The sequence below is a fragment of the Pigmentiphaga soli genome (genome assembly GCF_039541095.1).
Taxonomy (GTDB): domain Bacteria; phylum Pseudomonadota; class Gammaproteobacteria; order Burkholderiales; family Burkholderiaceae_B; genus Pigmentiphaga; species Pigmentiphaga soli.
The window spans coordinates 1-22358 of sequence record NZ_BAABFO010000041.1 but is presented as its reverse complement, the minus strand read 5'-3'; the positions used below and the strand labels follow the sequence as shown (position 1 = coordinate 22358).

Genomic DNA, 22358 nt, shown 5'->3' with positions numbered 1-22358 from the left:
CGCCGGTCCGCCCGCATCGCCCCCTGGGGGGCGCGCGAAGCGCGTAGGGGGGGACCTCAATACCCGCGCTGATCGGCCAATACCTCGATCCCGCGCTGCACCGCCGGCCGCGCCTGGATCTCGTCGAACCAGCGCTTGACGTTCGGGAATTCGCCCAGGTCCACCCCCTGGCTGGCGTGGGGCCGCGTCCATGGCCAGGAGGCGATGTCGGCGATGCTGTAGTTGCGGCCGGCCAGGAAGGCGTGCTTGCCGAGCTGTTTGTCCATCACGCCGTACAGGCGGCGCGCCTCGTTGGTGTAGCGGTTGATCGCGTATTCGATCCGTTCGGGCGCGTACCTGCGGAAGTGGCCTGCCTGGCCGAACATCGGCCCGATCCCGCCCACCTGGAACATCAGCCACTGCAGCGTGGCGTAGCGCTCGCGGTCGCTGCGGCCCAGGAATTTGCCTGTCTTGCCGGCCAGGTAGACCAGGATGGCGCCCGACTCGAATAGCGAGATCGGCCTGCCGTCGGGGCCGTCGGGGTCGACGATGGCGGGGATCTTGTTGTTCGGGCTGATTTCGAGGAACTCCTCCTTGAACTGGTCGCCCATGCCGATGTTGACGGGCACCACCCGGTACGGCAGGCGGCATTCCTCGAGCATGATGTGCACCTTCTGGCCGTTGGGCGTCGCCCACGAATGGAGCTCGATCGGGGCGGCGGGCTGGGTGTCTTGGGTAGGCATGCACAACTCCGTTGGACTGATCCGGCTGGGATTATCCGGTATCGCCGCCGCGCCGGAGGCAAAAAGCGGCCTTTCCGCAGGGATTTTCGGGTTTGCGGGCTGCCAGCCCGGGGGGCGCCCCGGGTCGCCGGCCCCCCGCGGCGGCGGGCCGCGTTTGGTCCCGGCCGCCGGCCGGGCGATAATGTCGGATTGTCTTATCGCCGGCCGCAGGTTCGTTTCATGACTCGTCCTTCATTCATTCCCGACAATTTCACGCTGAGCCTGGTGTGCACCGTCACGCTCGCCAGCCTGCTTCCGTGTTCGGGCTCCGCCGCCGTCGCTTTCGGCTGGATCACCGACATCGCCATCGGGCTGCTGTTCTTCCTGCACGGCGCCAAGCTGTCGCGCGAGGCCATCGTGGCCGGCGCCACCCACTGGCGGCTGCATCTGCTGATCTTCCTGTTCACTTTCGGCGTGTTTCCGCTGATCGGCCTGGCCCTGCGGCCGGTGCTGGCGCCGATGGTCACGCCTGAGCTGTACCTGGGCATTCTGTTCCTGTGCGCGCTGCCGGCCACCGTGCAATCGGCCATCGCGCTCACCTCGATCGCGCGCGGCAACGTGCCGGCGGCGATCTGCAGCGCGTCGGCCTCCAGCCTGCTGGGCATCTTCCTGACGCCGGTGCTGGTCAAGCTCATCATGACCACCAACGGCGATGCCGGCATGTCGTTCGACGCCATCGGCCGCATCATGGAACAGCTGCTGCTGCCCTTCGTGCTGGGCCAGGTGGCGCGGCGCTGGATAGGCGCCTGGGTGACGCGCCATCGCAGCATGCTGAAGTACGTCGACCAGGGCTCGATCCTGCTGGTGGTCTACACCGCCTTCAGCGAGGCGGTGGTGGGCGGGCTGTGGTCACAGGTGTCGATCACCACGCTGGCCGGGCTGCTGGCCTGCTGCGCGGTAGTGCTGGGGGTCGCGCTGACGCTGACCACGGTCACCAGCCGCCTGCTCGGCTTTTCGAAGGAAGACGAGATCACCATCGTGTTCTGCGGCTCCAAGAAGAGCCTGGCCTCGGGCATTCCGCTGGCCAAGGTGTTGCTGGCCAGCCATGCGGTAGGGGCCATCGTGCTGCCGATGATGCTGTTCCACCAGATGCAGCTGATGGTGTGCGCCGTGCTGGCGCGGCGCTACGCTGCGCGGACCGACACGCCAGCGGTAAGAGCCGCGCAGCCCGCACCGCGCTGACCTATCCAGGGCACAGCGGATCCGGCTCTGCCGGTCAGCCAGTGCCGCTCCCCTGGAGGGACGCGCGAAGCGCGTAGGGGGCTAGTGGAAATGCGCTGGCGCGTCGACCGTTTCTTCCGGCGGTTCGGCGTGCACCAGTTCTCCCAGCGGATTGGGGAACAGCGGCGCGCCGCAGTCTTCGCAAAAGTCCAGCGGCAGCAGGTCGGGCAGGCGGCGGATCTCCGTCACGCCCAGCTCGCGCAGCAGGTCGGCGATTTCTTCCTGCACGGGCTGGCCGTCGGCATCGCCGTCGCGGCCGAACAGCGGCCACACGCAGCCATAGATGACGTCGTTGCGGTTGCGCGGCGTGAAGCCGATGCGGTATTCCTCGATCTCGGTTTCGCCGCAGCCGGCGATCACCGCGCGCAGCTGGTCGGGGCCGATGCCGACGGCGCTGGCGATCCAGCTCACGCCGGCACGCAGCGACAGCGGCCGCACGCGGCGGTCGGCCTCGCGGTTGTTGACGTAATAGGCGTCGGGCAGCAGGCATTCGAAGCCGCAGCCGGGCAGCAGCTCGGCGAACAGCGGCTCGGCCTGCGCAGTCCATTGCCGCAGGCAGCCGTCGCGGTCGGCGCGCACGCTGCCCGGCGACTCCTGCCAGCGGAACACGGCCGCGCCTTCGGCCACGGCCACCGCGCCCACCAGGTAGCGGGTATCGGCCAACAGCTCGGCCACCTCGCCGTCGAGCGCGGGGCCGCGCACGGCGGGCAGGCCCAGCGCCTGCGCGCCCAGCTTGTGCAGCCACTGCTGGGTGCCGCTGAACGAACGCGGCATCTGGTCCACGCTGTACAGCTTCGGGGCCAGCGCCAGTTGCGCGTCGGCCGCCAGGACGTGGCCGTGCAACTGGTTGCGCAGCGCCTCCAGCACGTCGGGGCGGATCGGCCCGCTCGGAATCTGGTAGCGGGTCCAGGCCACGACCGGCGCCACGATCAGCAGCACGTCGTAGCGCTGGCCGTCTTTCTCCAGCACCATCGATTCGGACAGTGTTTCGGCGTGTTCCACCAGGATCTCGTAGGCGCCGGTATTGCTCTGGAACAGCGCTTCCAGCGCGGCGTCGATCGAGGTGTCGTGGCCGCCGCGCAGCAGCCGGCCGAGCGCGTTGCCCAGTTCGCGCTCCCAGTAGCGGTCTTCGACGCGGCTGCCGGAACCGTTGAGCGCCAGCGACAGGGCGACCAGGCGTTCGGCTTCGCGGGGAAGGCGGGAAGAGGATTTGCTGCTGCGGAGTCGGGCCATGGATTCTTGTGGAAACGCGGAGATTGAATGCGGGGTGGAACCCGGTAGTGTAGCGCCCGCCGCCGGTCTGCTGCCCGTTTCGCCCTGTTACGCGCGGCGGCCGGGCGGCCGGGCGCCCTGCTTCAGTCTCCGAAATGGCCTGCCAGCCAGGCCGGCGCCGGATGCGTGCGCAGCCGCGGCCCGGCGGCCAGCAGCCGGCTGGAGAGGGGGCGCTGCACCAGTTCGGGCAGGGTGGCTATGATGGCCAGCAGCGGCTCCAGCGCAACGCCGGTGTCCACGCCCATGCAGTCGAACATGTGGACCAGGTCTTCGGTGTTGACGTTGCCGCTGGCGCCCGGCGCGAACGGGCAGCCGCCCAGGCCGCCGGCGGACGCGTCGAAGCGGGCGATGCCGCTCTGCCAAGCGGCCAGCGCGTTGGCCAGCGCCATGCCGCGCGTGTCGTGCAGGTGTACGGTAAGGGGCACGGCGGGCAGCGCGCGCGCCGTCCGTTCGCACAGGTCGGCCACCTGGGTCGGGTAGGCCATGCCGGTGGTGTCGCACAGCGTGATGCCGGCCGCGCCGCTGTCGGCGAAGCGGCGCGCCAGGCGCAGCACCTCGGCCGCTGCCACCTCGCCCTCGAACGGGCAGCCGAACGAGGTCGACAGCGACACGGTGCACGGCACGCCGGCCTCTTGCGCCGCGCGCAGCATGGCGTCCAGCTGGGCGGCCGATTGCTCGCGCGTCATGCGCAGGTTGGCGCGGTTGTGCGTTTCGCTGGCCGACATGACGAGGTTCAGTTCGTCGGCGCGGCTGGCCAGCGCGCGTTCCATGCCGCGCAGGTTCGGCACCAGGCAGGTGTAGATCGTGCCGGGGCGGCGCGCGATGCGCTGCATCACGGCCTCGGCGTCGGCCAGCGCCGGGATGGCCTTGGCCGAGGTGAAGCTGGTGACCTCGATCCGCGCGAAGCCGCAGGCCGACAGCGCGTCGACCAGCGCCACTTTGGCATCGGTCGGCACGAATACCGGCTCGATCTGCAGGCCGTCGCGCGGGGCGACGTCGTTGATCTCGATCGCGGCGCTGCCGCGCGGCACGCCGGTGGCCACGGGCGCCTGCGGCGCGGTGCCGGCCTGCCGGCCGGGAATCGGCCCGCCCGCGGCGTGGATGTCCGGCGGCGGGTTCCGCGATGCGCCTGGTTCGTTCATGCCACCACTCCTCGCCGCCGCAGCTCGGCGATCTGGCCATCGTCCAGCCCCATGCCGCGCAGCACCTCGTCGGTATGCTCGCCCAGCGTGGGCGCCCGGCGGCGGATGGCGCCGGGGTGGTCCGACAGGCGCGGCACGATGCCGGGCATGTCGACCTCGATGCCGCTGGCCGCCGTCACGCGGGCGATCATGTCGCGCGCGCGATAGTGCGGGTCGGTGGCGATGTCGCGCGCGGTGTAGATGCGGCCGGCCGGCACGTCGGTCTCGCGCAGGATGTCGAGCACGGCGGCGCTGTCGAGCCGGCCGGTCCAGGCGCCGATGGCCTCGTCCAGCTCGGCGGCGCGCGCGGCGCGGCCGTCGTTGCGGGCCAGGCCGGGATCGTCGGCCAGGTCATCGCGGCCCATGCGGCGCATCAGCCGGGTGAAGATGCCGTCGCCGTTGGCGGCGATCAGGATGTATTCGCCGTCGCCGCAGCGGTAAACGTTCGACGGCGCGATGCCGGGCAGCGCGCCGCCGGCCGGCTCGCGCACGGCTCCGAACACGGAATATTCGGGCAGCAGGCTTTCGCTCAGGTTGAACACGCTTTCGTACAGCGCCGTGTCGATCACCTGGCCCTGGCCGCCGCGCGCGTCGCGCTCGTACAGCGCCAGCAGCACGCCCAGCGCGCCGTGCAGGCCGGCGATGGTGTCGCCCAGCGACAGGCCGGCCCGCACCGGCGGCCGGCCCGGCTCGCCGGTCAGGTAACGCAGCCCGGCCATGGCCTCGCCGATGGCGGCGAAGCCCGGTTCGTCGCGGCGCGGGCCGGTCTGGCCGTAGCCCGACACGCGCAGCATGATCAGGCGCGGGTTCAGTTCGTGCAGCGCCTCCCACGACAGGCCCCAATTCTCCATGGTGCCGGGGCGGAAGTTCTCGACCAGCACGTCGGCCTGTTGCGCCAGCCGGCGCACCAGGTCCTGGCCGTCGGGCTGGCGCAGGTCGATGCAGACCGATTCCTTGCTGCGCGACTGGGCTTCCCACCAGACCGAGGTGCCCTCGTGCAGCAGACGCCATTTGCGCAGCGGGTCGCCCTGTCCGGGCGGTTCGACCTTGATGACCTGGGCGCCGAAATCGGCCAGCGTCTTGGCCGCGAACGGGCCGGCGATCAGCTGGCCGAGTTCGAGGACCCGGATTCCTTCCAGTATCTGGCGGGGCATGTCGTCTCGCTGGGCGGTCGTCAAGCCTCGATCAGCTGGCGCAGCACGAAGGGCAGGATGCCGCCGTGGTTGTAGTAGTCGACCTCGATCGGCGTGTCGATGCGCAGCAGCAGCGGAACTTCCTTGGTCGTGCCGTCGGCGAAGTGGATCGTCAGCGTCACGTCCTGCTGCGGCCGGATGCCGTTTTCCAGGCCGGTGATGTCGTAAGTCTCGGTGCCGGTGATGCCGAGCGACTGGGCGCTGTCGTTGCCTTTGAACTGCAGCGGCAGCACGCCCATGCCGACCAGGTTGCTGCGGTGGATGCGCTCGAAGCTGCGCGCGATCACGGCTTTCACGCCCAAGAGCAGCGTGCCCTTGGCGGCCCAGTCGCGCGACGAGCCGGTGCCGTATTCCTCGCCGCCGAACACCACCGTGGGCGTGCCCTCGGCGATGTACTGCATGGCCGCGTCGTAGATCGACATCTGCTTGCCGCCCGGCTGGAACAGCGTGACCCCGCCCTCCACCCGCGAGCCGTCGGGATTGACCGGCAGCATCAGGTTCTTGATGCGCACGTTGGCGAAGGTGCCGCGCATCATGATCTCGTGGTTGCCGCGGCGCGAACCGTAGCTGTTGAAGTCGCTCTTGGGAACGCCGTGCTCGATCAGGTAGCGCCCGGCCGGCGAGGTATCCTTGATCGAACCGGCCGGCGAGATGTGGTCGGTGGTGATCGAATCGCCGAAGATGCCCAGCGCGCGCGCGCCGCGTACCGTCGGGTTGGCGGCCGGCGGCTCGGGCTGGAAGTCGGAGAAGAAGGGCGGCTCGGCGATGTAGGTCGACAGCGGCCAGTCGTACACCTGGCCGGTGGTGCCCTTGATCTTTTCCCACAGCGCGCCCGGATTGGTCTTGACCTGCGCGTAGTTGGAGCGGTAGGCCTGCGGATCGAGCGCAGCCTTCATTGCTTCCTGTACTTCGGCCGCCGACGGCCAGATGTCGCCCAGGTAGACGTCGCCGTGCGTGCCGCGGCCCACCGGCTCGGTCATCAGGTCGCGCTTCATCGTGCCGGCGATGGCATAGGCCACCACCAGCGGCGGCGAGGCCAGGAAGTTGGCCTTCAGGTTGGGATGGATGCGGGCTTCGAAATTCCGGTTGCCCGACAGCACCGCCGCGCACACCAGGTTGTTCTTGTAGATGACCTCGTTCAGCTCGGGCGCCAGGTCGCCGGCGTTGCCGATGCAGGTGGTGCAGCCGTAGGCCGCCAGGCTGAAGCCGAGCTGGTCCAGGTAGGGCAAGAGGCCGGTCTGCTGCAGATAGTGCGTGACCACGCGCGATCCGGGCGCCAGCGAGGTCTTGATGTGCTTGCGCACCTTGAGCCCGGCTTCGACCGCCTTCTTGGCCAGCAGGCCGGCGGCCAGCATCACGCTCGGGTTCGAGGTGTTGGTGCAGGAGGTGATCGCGGCGATCAGGATGTCGCCGTTCTGCACCGGGATGCCGTTGTCGGTGGTGAAGACCTCGTCGATCCGTCCGGCCGGCTGCGAGAAGCCGTTCTCGCTAGCGGGCTTGCTGAACAGATCGATGAAGGTGTGCTTGACGTTGCCGATCTCGATGCGGTCCTGCGGCCGCTTGGGGCCGGCCAGCGAGGGCGTCACGGTGCCCAGGTCGAGCGTGAGCAGGGTGCTGAAGTCGATGTCCTTGGCCTCGGGGATGCCGAACATCTTCTGCGCGCGGTAGTAGGCTTCCAGCGCGGCGATTTCCTCGTCGGTGCGGCCGGTGCCGGTGAAGTAGTCGATGGTGCGCTGGTCTACCGGGAAAAAGCCCATGGTGGCGCCGTATTCGGGCGCCATGTTGCCGATGGTGGCACGGTCGGTCACGCTCAGGCTGGCCGTGCCCGGTCCACAGAACTCCACGAACTTGCCCACCACCTTTTCGCGGCGCAGCATCTCGGTGATGGCCAGCACCAGGTCGGTGGCGGTCACGCCTTCGCGCAGCTGGCCCTTGAGTTCGACGCCGACCACGTCGGGCGTCAGCATGTAGACCGGCTGGCCCAGCATCGCGGCCTCGGCCTCGATGCCGCCCACGCCCCAGCCGACCACGCCGATGCCGTTGATCATGGTGGTGTGGCTGTCGGTGCCGACCAGCGAATCGGGGTAGTAGACGCCGTCGCGCTGGTACACGCCGCGGGCCAGGTATTCCAGGTTGACCTGGTGCACGATGCCGAAGCCCGGCGGCACCACGCCGAAGGTATCGAAGGCCTGCATGCCCCATTTCAGGAACTGGTAGCGCTCCTGGTTGCGCTTGAATTCCAGCCGCATGTTCAGGTCGAGCGCGTTGGGGGTGCCGTATTCGTCGACCATCACGGAATGGTCGACCACCAGGTCGACCGGCACCAGCGGCTCGATCGCCTTGGGCGACTTGCCCAGCCGCGCGGCCACGCTGCGCATGGCGGCCAGGTCGGCCAGCAGCGGCACGCCGGTGAAGTCCTGCAGCACCACGCGCGCCACCACGAACGGAATTTCTTCTTCGCGCTTGGCGGTGGGCTGCCAGTGGGCCAGTTGCCGGATGTGTTCTTCCGTTACCTTTTTGCCGTCGCAGTTGCGCAGCACGGATTCCAGCACGATGCGCAGCGACACCGGCAGCCGTTCGACTTTCACGCCCAGCGCCTTGCCGAGCGCGGGCAGGGAATAGTATCGGCCGGTTTTCGCGCCGATCTTGAACTCTTTCAACGTGTTGAAGGTGTTGTGCGGCATGCTTGGCTCCGTGGAAGGAAAGCTAGGAGAAGAACTGCGCCTGCGCGGCGGGCGACAGCGTGACGCCGGCCGCGTGCGCGCGGCGCAATACGTTCCAGTAATAGCGGAAGCTGGCGCGGTCGTGCAGCCGGCCGCCGGCGGCGTCCTGATCGCGGATCGGCCCCCAGTCGGCTGCGGCAGCTGCCAGCAGGATGCGTTCCGCGTCGCGCACATCGGCCTCGGCGGGCGACAGGGCGGCGACGATCGGATCGATCTGCGACGGGTGGATGCTCCACATGCGGGTGTAGCCGAACTCGCGGTAGGCGCGCCGCGCAGCGCCGGCCAGCGCGGCCGGATCGTCCAGTTCGGTGACCACGTTGTGCGACGGCACCTTGCCGTAGGCGTGGCAGGCGGCCGAGATTTCCAGCTTGGCGCGCGCCACCAGCGGATGCTCGAACTGGCCGGCGGCCGTCAGCGCGTGCGCCGGGATCGCGCCGTGGTGGGCCGAGACGAAATCCATCAGCCCGAACGACAGGCTCTCGATGGCAGGATGGGCGGCGATGCGGAACACTTCGCGCAGCCCGCCGTGGCTTTCGATCAGAACGTGCACCGGCACGCGGCGCGACAGGCCGGCCTGCGCGCCGATGCGCTCGACGGCGTCGGCCGCGCTGGCGGCGTCGGCGGCCGAATTCACCTTGGGGATCATGACGAAGGCCAGGCGTTCGCCGGCGATGCCGAGCGCGGCCTCCAGGTCGGGAACGAAGGCGGGGTGGTGCACGTCGTGCACGCGGATGCCGACCCGCCCGTGGCGGTTTTCGGGACCGGCGGCCAGGCCGGCCGCCATCTGCACGTGCTCGGCCTCGCGGCCGACGGCGGCCCCGTCTTCGCAGTCCAGCGTGACGTCGAACACCGGTCCGGCCTGGGCCTGCAGCGCCAGGCTCTTGCGCATCAGCTTTTCGGAGCCGGCGTAGTGGTCGCAGACCGGCAGCACGGCGGGCTGCCGGCCGGCGTCGTGCAGCACCTGGGACGGATGCTTCATGGGGCCGCCCCCGGGATTACAGCAAGTGCTTGACGCCGTCGCGCTCTTCGAGCAGTTCCTTCAGCGTGAAATCCATCCGCTCGCGCGAGAAGGCGTCGATTTCCAGATCCTTGACGACCGCGTATTCGCCGTTCTTGGTGATGACCGGCACGCCGTAGATCACGCCTTCCGGGATGCCGTAGGAGCCGTCGGACGGCACGCCCATCGTCACCCACTTGCCGTTGCTGCCGAGGATCCAGTCGCGCACGTGGTCGATCGCCGCGTTGGCCGCCGAGGCCGCCGACGACAGGCCGCGGGCGTCGATGATGGCGGCGCCGCGCTTGCCCACGGTGGGGATGAACACGTTGCGGTTCCAGTCGTCGTCGTTGACCACCGACAGCGCCGGCTTGCCGGCCAGCGTGGCGAAGCGGAAATCGGGGTACATCGTGGGCGAGTGGTTGCCCCAGACGATCAGCTTTTCGATCTCGCTGACGGCCACGCCGGCCTTGGCGGCCAGCTGGGTGAGCGCGCGGTTGTGGTCCAGGCGCAGCATGGCGGTGAAGTTGCGCGAGGGCAGGTCGGGCGCGGATTTCATCGCGATGTAGGCGTTGGTGTTGGCCGGGTTGCCCACCACCAGCACCTTGACGTTGCGGCTGGCCACGTCGTTGAGCGCCTTGCCCTGGGCGGTGAAGATCTGCGCGTTGACGGTCAGCAGGTCCTTGCGTTCCATGCCCGGGCCGCGCGGCCGCGCGCCCACCAGCAGGGCGACGTCGGCGTCCTTGAACGCGGTGCGCGGGTCGCTGTGGGCGGTCACGCCCTGCAGCAGCGGGAAGGCGCAGTCGTCGAGCTCCATGATGACGCCGTTGAGCGCCTTCTGCGCCTTCTCGTCGGGAATTTCGAGCAGTTGCAGGATGACCGGCTGGTCTTTGCCGAGCATTTCGCCGGCGGCGATGCGGAACAGCAGGGCATAGCCGATCTGGCCGGCGGCACCGGTAACGGCAACGCGCAGTGCGGGCTTGGTCATTTGGGTCTCCGAAAGCGGGGGATGTTGAATAAAGGACGCGACGCGCAGTGTAACTCCGCGGCGTGACGCCCGGTAGCGGCCATCGGCAGGGGCGAAGGTTATCTTATGTTTTATATAAAACATAAGAATGGCCCGTGCCGTTGGACACTGCGGGCGGCGCTGTGACACAATCCGGGCCATGTCGAATCCCCCCCCTTCGCCGCCTGCGCCGACCGAGGCCGGCGCGCCGCCCGCCGCACCCGCCGGCGAGGCCGCGCACCGGGCCGCGTTCAGCCCTTTGTACCGGCAGATCAAGGGGCTGATCCTGCAGAGCCTGGATCGCGGCGAATGGAAGCCGGGGGAGGCGATCCCGAGCGAGCTCGAGCTCGCCTCGCGCTTCAAGGTCAGCCAGGGCACGGTGCGCAAGGCCATCGACGAACTGGCGGCCGACAACATCCTGCTGCGCCGGCAAGGCAAGGGCACCTTCGTCGCCACCCATCACGAAGAAGGGGTGCGCTTTCGCTTCATGCGCCTGGCGCCCGACGAAGGCGATCCGGTGCAGTCCGACAGCCACTTCCTGGAATGCCGCCGCCTGCGGGCGCCTTCCGAGGTCGCCCGGGTGCTCGAACTGCGCCCGGGCGACGCCGTCGTGCAGATCCGCCGCATCCTGTCGTTCACCGGCGTGCCGGCGGTGGTGGAAGAGCTCTGGCTGCCCGGCGCGCTGTTCCGCGGCCTGACCGCCGAGCGGCTGGCCGGCTACAAGGGGCCGATGTACGGCCTGTTCGAGTCGGAGTTCGGCGTGCGGATGATCCGCGCCGACGAAAAGATCCGCGCCGTGGCCGCCTCCGAGCAGGACGCCGCCTGGCTGGGCGTGGCGCCCGGCACCCCGCTGCTGCAGGTGGACCGGGTGGCGTTCACCTATGGCGACCGGCCGGTCGAAATGCGCCGCGGCCTGTGCCTGACGACCCGTCACCATTACCGGAACAGCCTCAATTGACGCCGTTTGGGGACACGATTTGATACGACGGCGTCGAATGCGCGAAAATAGCGCGATTTTTCTATTTCTACCTTCTTCGAGCCGTGCCAGGCCGGCGGGCGCGTCAGTGCGATGCGCCCGCCGGCCTGGCCGCGGCTCGCGTTCCGGATTGCCGCCGGCCCCGGCGTGCCGGCGCGGCGGCGCTTCCATTGTCTTGCCTACTTACCCGAGGTCGTGATGCCCGACTCTGCAGCAAAGCCCCGCCCACAGTTCCGCAATATACAGATCTCGCAGATCGCCAGTTACCGCCTGCCGCTGCCCGGCAAGCTGTCGATCCTGCACCGCGTGAGCGGCTTCGCGCTGTTCCTGGCGCTGCCGCTGGTGCTGCTGCCGCTGTTCGAACGCAGCCTGATCTCAGAAATCGGCTTCGCCGATTTCCGCGACATCGTCTCGCACCCGCTGGTCAAGATCGTCCTGCTCGGCCTGATCTGGGCCTACCTGCATCATTTCTGTGCGGGCATCCGCTTTCTGCTGCTCGACATCCACGTCGGCATCGAGAAAGCGAAAGCGCAACGCAGCGCTGGCATCGTGTTCGTGGTCAGCCTCGCGCTCACCCTGGTGTTCGGTCTCAAATTGTTCGGAGTGTTCTGATGTCCGCCTCGCAAAACATCGGTAGCAAGCGCCTGGTGGTGGGCGCGCATTATGGCGCCCGCGACTGGCTGCTCCAGCGCGTCACCGCCATCGTGATGGCCGTCTATACGGTGGTGCTCGGCATCGGCGCGCTGCTCACGCCCGAGTTCACCTACGAGAACTGGGTGCACCTGTTCAATTTCGAGGTCCTCGGCTTCCCGCTAGGCAAGCTGCTGGCCATGCTGGCGTTCATCTCGCTCGCCTACCATGCCTGGATCGGCGTGCGCGATATCTGGATGGACTACGTCAAGCCTGCCGGGCTGCGCATCGCGCTGCAGGTGCTGACGGTTCTGTGGCTGCTCGGCTCGATCGTGTACGCCGCGCAAATTCTTTGGAGAGTCTGAGTCGTGGTCGCTGTCAAAACATCTCTTCCGCGCCGCCAGTTCGATGTCGTGGTGGTGGGAGCCGGCGGATCCGGCATGCGCTGTTCGCTGCAGCTGGCCCAGGCCGGCCTGAGCGTGGCGGTGTTCTCCAAGGTATTCCCGACCCGTTCGCACACCGTGGCGGCGCAGGGCGGCATCGGCGCCTCGCTCGGCAACATGAGCGAAGACAACTGGTTCTGGCACATGTACGACACCGTCAAGGGGTCAGACTGGCTGGGCGACCAGGACGCCATCGAATTCATGTGCCGCGAAGCCACCAACGCGGTCTATGAGCTCGAACACTTCGGCATGCCGTTCGACCGCAACGCCAACGGCACCATCTACCAGCGCCCGTTCGGCGGCCACACCGCCAACTTCGGCGAAAAGCCCGTGCAGCGCGCCTGTGCCGCGGCCGACCGCACCGGCCACGCGCTGCTGCACACGCTGTACCAGCGCAACGTCGCCGCCCGCACCCAGTTCTTCGTCGAATGGATGGCGCTCGACCTGATCCGCGATTCGGAAGGCGACGTGGTCGGCGTGACCGCGCTGGAAATGGAAACCGGCGAGATCTACGTGTTCGAGGCCAAGACCACGGTGCTGGCCACCGGCGGCGCCGGCCGCATCTGGGCCGCCTCCACCAACGCCTTCATCAACACCGGCGACGGCCTGGGCATGGCGGCGCGCGCCGGCCTGCCGCTGGAAGACATGGAATTCTGGCAATTCCACCCGACCGGCGTGGCCGGCGCCGGCGTGCTGATCACCGAAGGCGTGCGCGGCGAGGGCGGCATCCTGCTCAACAAGGACGGCGAGCGCTTCATGGAGCGCTACGCGCCCACCCTGAAAGACCTGGCCCCGCGCGACTTCGTGTCGCGCTCGATGGACCAGGAAATCAAGGAAGGGCGGGGCGCCGGCCCGCACGGCGACTACGTGCTGCTCAAGCTCGACCACCTCGGCGCCGACACGATCAACAAGCGCCTGCCGTCGATCCGCGAGATCGCGATCAAGTTCGCCAACGTCGACCCGATCAAGGAACCGATCCCGGTGGTGCCCACCATCCACTACCAGATGGGCGGCATCCCCACCAACTTCCACGGCCAGGTGGTCGCGCCCAAGGGCGACAACCCCAACAGCGTGGTGGGCGGCCTGTACGCGATCGGCGAGTGCGCCTGCGTGTCGGTGCACGGCGCCAACCGCCTGGGCACCAACTCGCTGCTCGACCTGGTGGTGTTCGGCCGCGCGGCCGGCAACCACATCGTCGGCACCGAGCTGAAGAAGCGTTCGCACAAGGAACTGCCGGCCGACGCCACCGACCTGACGCTGGGCCGCGTGGCCACGCTCGAAAGCCGCACCCAGGGCGAGCGCGTGCAGCACGTGGCCAACGACATCCGCAACTCGATGCAGCGCCACTGCGGCGTGTTCCGCACCCAGACCCTGCTCGACGAAGGCGTGCAGCAGATCGACGCGCTGGCCGAGCGGGTCAAGGGCGTGGCGCTGCAGGACCGCTCCAAGGTGTTCAACACCGCGCGGGTCGAGGCGCTCGAGCTGGAAAACCTGATCGAGGTCGCCAAGGCCACCATCGTGTCGGCCGCGGCCCGCACGGAAAGCCGCGGCGCGCACGCGCACAGCGACCACCCGGAACGCAACGACGTCGACTGGCTGCGCCACACGCTGTGGTATTCCGAGGGCAACCGCCTGGCGTACAAGCCGGTCAACCTCAAGCCGCTGACGGTCGAAAGCTTCCCGCCCAAGGCGCGCACATTCTGATGGCGGCGCGGGCCGCTGCCCGCGCCATGTAAACGGTTCATTCCCGGCGGCCGATCCGCCGCCGGCACTGCATCAAGCAGGAGTATTCAATGAGTGCCAAGCGCATTGTGAAGTTCGAAATCTACCGCTACGACCCGGACAAGGACGCCCGGCCGTACATGCAGAAGCTGGAAGTCGAACTCCAGCCGAACGACAAGATGCTGCTCGACGCGCTGACGCGCATCAAGAACGACGTCGACGACAGCCTGTCGTTCCGCCGGTCGTGCCGCGAGGGCGTGTGCGGTTCCGACGCCATGAACATCAACGGCAAGAACGGCCTGTCGTGCACCACCAACCTGCGCGACCTGAAGCAGCCCATCGTGCTCAAGCCGCTGCCCGGCCTGCCCGTCATCCGCGACCTGATCGTCGACATGACGCACTTCTTCAACCAGTACCATTCGATCAAGCCCTACCTGATCAATGGCGCGCCGCCGCCGGAAAAAGAGCGCCTGCAGTCGCCCGAGGCGCGCGAAGAACTCGACGGCCTGTACGAGTGCATCCTGTGCGCGTGCTGCTCCACCTCGTGCCCGTCGTTCTGGTGGAATCCCGACAAGTTCGTCGGCCCGGCCGGCCTGCTGCAGGCCTACCGCTTCATCGCCGACAGCCGCGACGAGGCGACCGGGGAACGTTTGGACAACCTCGAGGATCCATATCGTCTGTTCCGCTGCCATACCATCATGAACTGCGTCGACGTCTGTCCGAAGGGTCTGAACCCGACCAAGGCGATCGGCAAGATCCGCGAGCTGATGGTCCGGCGCGCGGTGTAGTCTGTGGCGCCAGAATTCAACCTGCATGATCGAACGCGCCTGCGCTGGCGTGCGCGGCGCGGTCTGCTCGAGAACGACCTGATCCTGACGCGTTTCCTTGACGCGTATGAATCACGACTCAGCGATGCCGACGTGGCCGAGCTGACCCGTCTTCTCGAGCTGACCGACAACGAACTGATGGACTGCCTGCTGGGCCGCAAGGCGCCGCCGGCGGAACTCGACACGCCGGCCATGCAGGATTTGCTAGAGCGGCTGCGCGCGGTTTGAACGGCTGCTTCCCTTGAACAAGTAATCGATAGAGCAGAGGTAAATTCGATGAAACTATCCGACAAAAAAGCGACGCTGACTTTCTCCGACGGAAGTCCGGGTGCAGAGTTTCCGGTCTACCACGGAACGGTGGGCCCGGATGTCATCGACATTCGCAAGCTCTACGCGCAGACGGGGATGTTCACGCTCGACCCGGGTTTCCTGTCGACCGCCGCGTGCTCGTCCAGCATCACCTACATCGACGGCGACAAGTCGCAGCTGCTCTATCGCGGCTATCCGATCGAACAACTGGCGGTCAAGTGCGACTTCCTGGAAGTGTGCCACCTGATCCTGAACGGCGACCTGCCCAACGCCAAGGAAAAGGCCGACTTCAACCACCTCGTCACCCATCACACGATGGTGCACGAGCAGCTCCAGTTCTTCCTGCGGGGCTTTCGCCGCGACGCCCACCCGATGGCCGTGCTGACCGGCCTGGTGGGCGCGCTGTCGGCCTTCTACCACGACTCGCTCGACATCACCAATCCCAAGCACCGCGAGATCTCGGCCATCCGCCTGATCGCCAAGATGCCCACGCTGGTGGCCATGGCCTACAAGTACAACGTCGGCCAGCCGTTCATCTATCCGCGCAACGACCTGTCGTACACCGGCAGCTTCCTGCAGATGATGTTCGCCACGCCGTGCGAAGACTACAAGGTCAATGAAGTGGTGGAGCGCGCGCTCGACCGCATCTTCATCCTGCACGCCGACCACGAGCAGAACGCTTCCACCTCGACCGTGCGCCTGTGCGGTTCGTCGGGCACCAACCCGTTCGCGGCGATCGCCGCCGGCGTGGCGTGCCTGTGGGGCCCGGCCCACGGCGGCGCCAACGAGGCCGCGCTGCAGATGCTGGAAGAGCTGCTGGCCCAGGGCGGCGTCGACAAGCTGGGCGACTTCGTCCAGAAGGTCAAGGACAAGAACTCGGGCGTGCGCCTGATGGGCTTCGGCCACCGCGTCTACAAGAGCTACGACCCGCGCGCCAAGCTGATGCAGGAAACGTGCCGCGAAGTGCTGCAGGCGCTGGGCCTGGAAGACGATCCCCTGTTCAAGCTGGCGATGGCGCTGGAAAAGGTCGCGCTGGAAGACGATTACTTCGTGCAGCGCAAGCTGTACCCGAACGTCGACTTCTACTCGGGCATCGTGCAGCGCGCCATCGGCGTGCCGACCTCGATGTTCACCGCGATCTTCGCGCTGGCCCGCACCGTGGGCTGGATCGCCCAGTGGGACGAAATGATCGCCGATCCCGACTACAAGATCGGCCGTCCGCGCCAGCTGTACACCGGCGCCGACGAGCGCGAGGTCAAGGATCTCGACAAGCGTTGATTGCCTTGCCGGCCCGCCGCGGGCCGGCCGCGCTGCGCAACCCCGCCAGGCGAAGGCCCGGCGGGGTTCTTTTTTGGGGCAGGGCGGGGGCCTTGCGCCGCTCAGATCCGATGGGCGGCCACCGCGTCGCGGTTGACCGAGAACCCCAGCCCGGGCGCCTCGGGCAGCGCCAGCATGCCCCGCTGCGGCACCGGGAATCCCTCGAACAGCACCCGCATCATCTCGGCGATGGGCAGGTGCCATTCGACCATGCCGCCGTTGGCCAGGCCGGCGTGCAGATGCATGTTGTGGATGGGATAGCCGCCGCCGTTGGTGACGGGCACGTTGAAGCCGGCGGCCAGGCCGGCGACGCGGGCGGCCTGGGTGAAGCCGCCGCCGATCACCACGTTGGGCTGCACGTAATCCACCGCCTGCGCGGCCAGCATGTCGCGGAAGCGGTGGATCACGGTTTCGCACTGGCCGGACGCCACGGCAATGCCGGTGCGGTCGCGCAGCTTGCGCATCAGGGGCACGTCGTTCTGCGTGACGGGCTCCTCGAAATAGCCGATGTGGCAGTCGGCCACGGCCAGGGCCAGCGTTTCGGCGGCCGCGTAGTCGAGGTTGCAGTTGGCATCGATGTACAGTTGGGCGGCCCCGCCCACGGCGGCGCGCACGGCCTGCACGCGCGCGACATCCTGCATCACGGCCGCTTTCAGGTCCGGCTGCCGGCGGCGGTTGCGCAGCGCGCCGTCGCCGACCACCATCTTGAGGTGGTCGAAGCCCGATTGCCGGAAATGGCGCGCCACGGCGGTCAGCGCCTCGGTATCGAGGAAGGGGAAGCCGAAGGTCAGGTACACCGGCACCTGCGGGCGCGCGGCGCCTAGCAGGCGCCAGACGGGCTGGCCGGCGGCCTTGCCCTTCAGGTCCCACAGGGCGACGTCGACGGCCGATATCGCGTTGACCGCCCAGCCGCCCTGGCCGCGCGAGGTCAGCTCCCAGTACAGGTCTTCCCAGATCGCCTCGTGCTCCAGCGGATTGCGGCCCAGCAGGGCGGGGCCGATGATCTCGTTCAGCGCGTAGGCGGCCACCCGTTCCTGCGTGATGCCGGCCAGCCCGTGGCCCTGGAGTCCGGCGTCGGTGTCGATCTCGACCAGGCAGCACGACATGCTCGTCTTGCGGCGCACGCCGGCGTGGTCGAACTGCAGCGGCACCCGCAGCGCGTGGGCGCGGACGGCGGTGATTGCGATGGCGTCGGGCATGGTCAATCTGGCTTGATGCCGGCCTGCGCGACTACCTTGGCCCACTTGGCGACCTGCGTGTCGAGGTGGCGCGCGAAGTCTTGCGCGCTGCCGCCGATCGGCTCCACGCCCTGGGCCGTGAAGGTTTGTCCGACGTCGGGCTGGGCCAGGATCTCGTTGATCGTGGCGTTGAGCTTGTCGACGATGGGGGCGGGCGTTCCGGCCGGCGCCACCAGGCCATAGAACACCGATACCTCGTAGCCGGGCAGGCCGGCTTCGGCCATGGTGGGCACGTCGGGCACGAGTTTGGAGCGGCGGGTGCCGGTCGAGGCCAGCGCGCGCATCTTGCCGTTGCGGATGTGCGGCAGCACGTTGGGCGCGTTGTCGAACATGACGTCCACCTGGCCGCCCAGCAGGTCGGTCACCATCGGGCCGCTGCCCTTGTAGGGGATCTGGACCAGGTCCACGCCGGCCAGGTTCTTCAGCAGTTCCATCGACATGTGGTTGGACGAGCCGTTGCCGGCCGATGCGTAGTTCAGCTTGCCGGGGTGCTTTTTCGCCTCCTCGATCAGCTGGGCCACGCTCTTGATCGGGCTCTTGGCGCTGACCACCAGCAGGTTGGCGGTTTCGCCGGCCAGGACCACGGGCGCGAAATCCTTCAGCGTGTCGTAGGGCAGGTTCTTGTAGAGGCTGGCGTTGACGACGAACTGGAAGGCCACCACCAGCAGCGTGTAGCCGTCGGCGGGGGCCTTGGCGGCGGCCTCGGTGCCGATGAGGGTGGCGGCGCCGGGTCGGTTGTCGACCACCACGGGCTGCTGCCAGCGCGCCTGCAGCTTGGCCGCCAGCAGCCGGGCCAGCGTGTCGTTGAAGCCCGATGGCGGGCGCGGCACGATGATGCGGATGGCTTTTTGCGGGTAGGCGGCCGCGTCCTGGGCGGCGGCCGGCAGCGCCGCTGCCGCGGCCAGGGCGCCGGCGGCAAGGCGGTAGGCGACGTTCATGGAGATCCCCTCTGTGTGTTTTGGTCTGGCGCCGTCCGGACGGGCGCGGCGAGCGCCCACAGTCTAGCGATGAGGGGGTATGCAGATAAATTAATAGTTAATGATGGTGGGTATCAACGGAAATGATCCGGACGTGTGGCTGACGAAAGCATTGCTGTTCGCGGATTCAAGCAGGGGAAAGCGCCAAGTGCTATGCTTAACAGGTTTAAAGATTTCCCGGAAACGCCGCAAGGTAGTCCCCCCAGCCACCTTCTGCCCCACTCGCTATCCGCTAACCGGCCAAGCCGTGTCGCGGAAGGTAAGACCTGCATCCAACGGGTGAAACACCCGCCAAGGTGAAGCGCACATCATGTCCAGCCTGCAAGAAGAAACCACTTCGTCCTATCTGTTCGGGGGCAACGCGCCCTACGTAGAAGAACTCTACGAGGCCTACCTCGACAACCCGGGCTCCGTGCCCGACAACTGGCGCAGCTATTTCGACCAGCTGCAGCACACGCCCGCCGTCGACGGCCAGGAATCGACCCGCGACCAGGCCCATGCGCCGGTGGTCGAATCCTTCGCCCAGCGCGCCCGCGCCAACGCCTTCCTGTCGCGCACCAGCGATAGCGACCTGGCGGTGGCCACCAAGCAGGTGCACGTCCAGTCGATCATCGCCGCCTACCGCTTCCTCGGCTGCCGCTGGGCCGACCTGGATCCGCTGCAGCGCCAGGAGCGCCCGGCCATCCCCGAGCTCGAACCGAGCTTCTACGGGCTGACCGAGGCCGACATGGACCAGGTCTATTCGGCCACCAACACCTACTTCACGACGGCCGAGCACATGACGCTGCGCCAGATCGTGAAGGCGCTGCGCGACACCTACTGCCGCACCATCGGCGTCGAGTTCATGCACATCACCGACCCGGTGATCAAGCGCTGGCTGCAGCAGCGCCTGGAAAGCACCCAGGCCACGCCCAACTTCACGGCCGAGCAGAAAAAGCACATCCTGGGCCGGCTGACCGCGGCCGAAGGCCTGGAGCGCTACCTGCACACCAAGTACGTGGGCCAGAAGCGCTTCTCGCTGGAAGGCGGCGAAAGCTTCATCGCCTCGATGGACGAGCTGGTGCAGCGCGCCGGCGAGCGCGGCATCCAGGAAACCGTGATCGGCATGGCCCACCGCGGCCGCCTGAACGTGCTGGTCAACACCCTCGGCAAGATGCCGAAAGACCTGTTCGCCGAATTCGAAGGCAAGTACAGCGACGACCTCGCCGCCGGCGACGTCAAGTACCACAAGGGCTTTTCCAGCGACGTGACCACCCGCGGCGGGCCGATGCACCTGTCGCTGGCGTTCAACCCCTCGCACCTGGAAATCGCCAACCCGGTGGTCGAGGGCAGCGCCCGCGCCCGCCAGGAGCGCCGCGGCCCCGACGGCGGCTCGCAGGTGCTGCCGGTGCTGGTGCACGGCGACGCCGCCTTCATCGGCCAGGGCGTGGTGATGGAAACGCTGAACCTGGCGCAGACCCGCGGCTACGGCACGGGCGGCACGGTGCACCTGGTGATCAACAACCAGATCGGCTTCACCACGTCGGACCCGCGCGACGCGCGCTCCACGCTGTACTGTACCGATGTCGTCAAGATGATCGAGGCGCCGGTGCTGCACGTGAACGGCGACGACCCGGAAGCCGTGGTGTTCGCCACCCAGCTGGCGATGGACTTCCGCGCCGAATTCAAGAAAGACATCGTGGTCGACATCGTCTGCTTCCGCAAGCTCGGCCACAACGAGCAGGACACCCCGGCGCTGACGCAGCCGCTGATGTACAAGCGCATCGGCCAGCATCCGGGCACGCGCAAGCTGTACGCCGACAAGCTGACCACGCAGGGCGTGATCGGCCCCAACGAAGGCGACGAGATGGTCAGGCAGTACCGTGCGGCGATGGACGAAGGCCGCCACACGGTCGATCCGGTACTGACCGACTACAAGAACAAGTTCGCCGTCGACTGGTCGCCCTTCCTGGGCCGCAAGTGGACCGATTCGGCCGATACCGCGATGCCGGCGGCCGAACTCAAGCGGCTGGGCGAGCGCATCACCACCATCCCGGAAGAATTCAAGCTGCACCCGATCGTGGAAAAAGTGCTGGCCGACCGCCGCCTGATGGCGCGCGGCGAGCTCAACCTCGACTGGGGCATGGGCGAGCACCTGGCCTTCGCCAGCCTGGTGGCCGCCGGCTACCCGGTGCGCCTGACCGGCCAGGATTCGGGCCGCGGCACCTTCTCGCACCGCCACGCCGTGCTGCACGACCAGAAGCGCGAGCGCTGGGATTCGGGCGTCTACGTGCCGCTGCAGAACGTGTCCGAGGCGCAGGCGCCGTTCCGCGTGATCGACTCCATCCTGTCGGAAGAGGCGGTGCTCGGCTTCGAGTACGGCTACTCCAGCGCCGAGCCGAATTCGCTGGTGATCTGGGAAGCCCAGTTCGGCGACTTCGCCAACGGCGCCCAGGTGGTGATCGACCAGTTCATCAGCTCGGGCGAGGCCAAGTGGGGCCGCCAGTCGGGCCTGGTGCTGATGCTGCCGCACGGCTACGAAGGGCAGGGCCCCGAGCATTCGTCGGCCCGCATCGAGCGCTTCCTGCAGCTGTGCGCCGACACCAATATGCAGGTGGTGCAGCCCACCAACGCGGCGCAGATCTTCCACCTGCTGCGCCGCCAGATGATCCGCCAGTTCCGCAAGCCGCTGGTGATCTTCACGCCCAAGTCGCTGTTGCGCAACAAGGACGCCAGCTCGCCGCTGTCCGACTTCAGCAAGGGCGCGTTCCAGACGCTGATCGGCGAAGTCGACGACGGCATCGAGGGCGCCAAGGTCAAGCGCGTGGTGCTGTGCTCGGGCAAGGTGTACTACGACCTGGTCAACGCCCGCCGCGAGCGTGGCGCCTCCGACGTCGCCATCGCGCGGATCGAGCAGCTGTACCCCTTCTCGCACAAGGCGCTGGCGGCCGAGCTGAAGAAGTACCCGAACGCCACCGAAGTCATCTGGTGCCAGGACGAGCCTCAGAACCAGGGCCCGTGGACCTACGTCCAGCAGCGCCTGTACGAAAACATGCTGCCCGGCCAGAAGCTGGCCTATGCCGGCCGCCCGGCCTCGGCCTCGCCCGCCGTCGGCTACTACGCCAAGCATATCGAGCAGCTCAAGGCGCTGCTCGACCAGGCCTTCGGCCGCCTCAAGGGCATCGTGCTGACGAAGTAATCATGCAGCTGCCGGGCCGCGGGCCCGGTGGCCTTCCGGCGCACGGCGCCGATCCCGAAGAACATTGAACTGGAATCCAATCAAATGGCCGTCATCGACGTTGTCGTTCCCCAACTATCCGAATCCGTGTCCGAAGCGACGCTGCTCACCTGGAAGAAGAAGCCCGGCGAAGCGGTCGCGGTGGACGAAATCCTGATCGAAATCGAGACCGACAAGGTCGTGCTGGAAGTGCCGGCGCCGTCGGCCGGCGTGCTGGCCGAAATCGTCAAGGCCGACGGCAGCACCGTGGCCGCCGGCGAAGTCATCGCCAAGATCGACACCGCCGCCACCGCCGCGGCGGCGCCCCCCGCGCCGGCCGCCGCCGCGGCGCCGGCCCCGGCTGCCGCGCCG

The 22358-nt window shown here is 67.9% G+C and carries 19 protein-coding genes; 10 read left to right on the top strand and 9 right to left on the bottom strand.

Annotated features, from left to right (window positions below):
- Positions 1–56: 56 nt before the first annotated feature.
- A complete protein-coding gene (locus ABD927_RS23950) occupies positions 57–722 on the bottom strand; it encodes a glutathione S-transferase N-terminal domain-containing protein (protein WP_345252409.1) in 666 nt (221 codons plus the stop codon).
- Positions 723–941: 219 nt separating this feature from the next.
- On the opposite strand from ABD927_RS23950, the gene ABD927_RS23945 reads away from it, so the two are divergent.
- Positions 942–1943 carry a bile acid:sodium symporter family protein gene (locus ABD927_RS23945; RefSeq protein ID WP_345252408.1) on the top strand — a complete coding sequence of 334 codons (1002 nt, stop codon included), beginning with the start codon at positions 942–944 and terminating at the stop codon, positions 1941–1943.
- Positions 1944–2024: 81 nt separating this feature from the next.
- On the opposite strand, the gene ABD927_RS23940 is transcribed toward ABD927_RS23945, so the two are convergent.
- The 6 genes from ABD927_RS23940 to ABD927_RS23915 form a co-directional block, all read right to left on the bottom strand.
- Positions 2025–3215 carry a DUF2863 family protein gene (locus ABD927_RS23940; protein ID WP_345252407.1) on the bottom strand — a complete coding sequence of 397 codons (1191 nt, stop codon included), beginning with the start codon at positions 3213–3215 and terminating at the stop codon, positions 2025–2027.
- Positions 3216–3337: 122 nt separating this feature from the next.
- Complete coding sequence (locus ABD927_RS23935; RefSeq protein ID WP_345252406.1) at positions 3338–4396, bottom strand: hydroxymethylglutaryl-CoA lyase; 1059 nt, start codon at positions 4394–4396, stop codon at positions 3338–3340.
- Positions 4393–5589 (bottom strand): CaiB/BaiF CoA transferase family protein, encoded by a 1197-nt coding sequence (locus ABD927_RS23930; protein ID WP_345252405.1) that lies wholly within the window; start codon positions 5587–5589, stop codon positions 4393–4395. Before ABD927_RS23930 ends, ABD927_RS23935 begins: the two co-directional genes overlap by 4 nt.
- Before the next feature lie 20 nt (positions 5590–5609).
- On the bottom strand, positions 5610–8312 hold the full coding sequence (gene acnA, locus ABD927_RS23925; protein WP_345252404.1) for an aconitate hydratase AcnA: 2703 nt from the start codon (positions 8310–8312) through the stop codon (positions 5610–5612).
- A 22-nt stretch (positions 8313–8334) separates the two neighbouring features.
- On the bottom strand, positions 8335–9330 hold the full coding sequence (locus tag ABD927_RS23920) for an HpcH/HpaI aldolase/citrate lyase family protein (RefSeq protein WP_345252403.1): 996 nt from the start codon (positions 9328–9330) through the stop codon (positions 8335–8337).
- A 16-nt stretch (positions 9331–9346) separates the two neighbouring features.
- Positions 9347–10333 (bottom strand): malate dehydrogenase, encoded by a 987-nt coding sequence (locus ABD927_RS23915; RefSeq protein ID WP_345252402.1) that lies wholly within the window; start codon positions 10331–10333, stop codon positions 9347–9349.
- Between the two features lie 178 nt (positions 10334–10511).
- Between ABD927_RS23915 and ABD927_RS23910 the strand changes: the two genes are divergently transcribed.
- The 7 genes from ABD927_RS23910 (at position 10512) to gltA (ending at position 16536) form a co-directional block, all read left to right on the top strand.
- On the top strand, positions 10512–11309 hold the full coding sequence (locus tag ABD927_RS23910) for a GntR family transcriptional regulator (RefSeq protein WP_345252401.1): 798 nt from the start codon (positions 10512–10514) through the stop codon (positions 11307–11309).
- 216 nt (positions 11310–11525) lie between these two features.
- Positions 11526–11939 carry a succinate dehydrogenase, cytochrome b556 subunit gene (sdhC, locus tag ABD927_RS23905; RefSeq protein WP_345252400.1) on the top strand — a complete coding sequence of 138 codons (414 nt, stop codon included), beginning with the start codon at positions 11526–11528 and terminating at the stop codon, positions 11937–11939.
- Positions 11939–12322, top strand: a complete 384-nt coding sequence (sdhD, locus tag ABD927_RS23900; RefSeq protein ID WP_345252399.1) for a succinate dehydrogenase, hydrophobic membrane anchor protein — start codon at positions 11939–11941, stop codon at positions 12320–12322. The genes sdhC and sdhD overlap by 1 nt, the downstream gene beginning before the upstream one ends.
- 3 nt (positions 12323–12325) lie before the next feature.
- Positions 12326–14104, top strand: a complete 1779-nt coding sequence (gene sdhA, locus ABD927_RS23895) for a succinate dehydrogenase flavoprotein subunit (protein ID WP_345252398.1) — start codon at positions 12326–12328, stop codon at positions 14102–14104.
- A gap of 89 nt (positions 14105–14193) precedes the next feature.
- Complete coding sequence (locus tag ABD927_RS23890; RefSeq protein ID WP_345252397.1) at positions 14194–14910, top strand: succinate dehydrogenase iron-sulfur subunit; 717 nt, start codon at positions 14194–14196, stop codon at positions 14908–14910.
- A gap of 3 nt (positions 14911–14913) precedes the next feature.
- The gene (locus ABD927_RS23885) at positions 14914–15177 is read left to right on the top strand and encodes an FAD assembly factor SdhE (protein ID WP_345252396.1); all 264 of its coding nucleotides are present in this window, start codon (positions 14914–14916) and stop codon (positions 15175–15177) included.
- Between the two features lie 48 nt (positions 15178–15225).
- The gene (gltA, locus tag ABD927_RS23880; protein ID WP_345252395.1) at positions 15226–16536 is read left to right on the top strand and encodes a citrate synthase; all 1311 of its coding nucleotides are present in this window, start codon (positions 15226–15228) and stop codon (positions 16534–16536) included.
- A gap of 101 nt (positions 16537–16637) precedes the next feature.
- On the opposite strand, the gene ABD927_RS23875 is transcribed toward gltA, so the two are convergent.
- Positions 16638–17774 carry a mandelate racemase/muconate lactonizing enzyme family protein gene (locus ABD927_RS23875; protein ID WP_345252394.1) on the bottom strand — a complete coding sequence of 379 codons (1137 nt, stop codon included), beginning with the start codon at positions 17772–17774 and terminating at the stop codon, positions 16638–16640.
- 2 nt (positions 17775–17776) lie between these two features.
- On the bottom strand, positions 17777–18751 hold the full coding sequence (locus ABD927_RS23870) for a tripartite tricarboxylate transporter substrate binding protein (protein ID WP_345252393.1): 975 nt from the start codon (positions 18749–18751) through the stop codon (positions 17777–17779).
- A gap of 349 nt (positions 18752–19100) precedes the next feature.
- Here ABD927_RS23870 and ABD927_RS23865 point away from each other — a divergent pair, with 349 nt between their 5' ends.
- On the top strand, positions 19101–21968 hold the full coding sequence (locus ABD927_RS23865) for a 2-oxoglutarate dehydrogenase E1 component (RefSeq protein WP_345252392.1): 2868 nt from the start codon (positions 19101–19103) through the stop codon (positions 21966–21968).
- A gap of 84 nt (positions 21969–22052) precedes the next feature.
- Positions 22053–22358 (top strand): biotin/lipoyl-containing protein (locus tag ABD927_RS23860; RefSeq protein ID WP_345252391.1); only part of this gene is annotated, 306 nt, incomplete at its 3' end.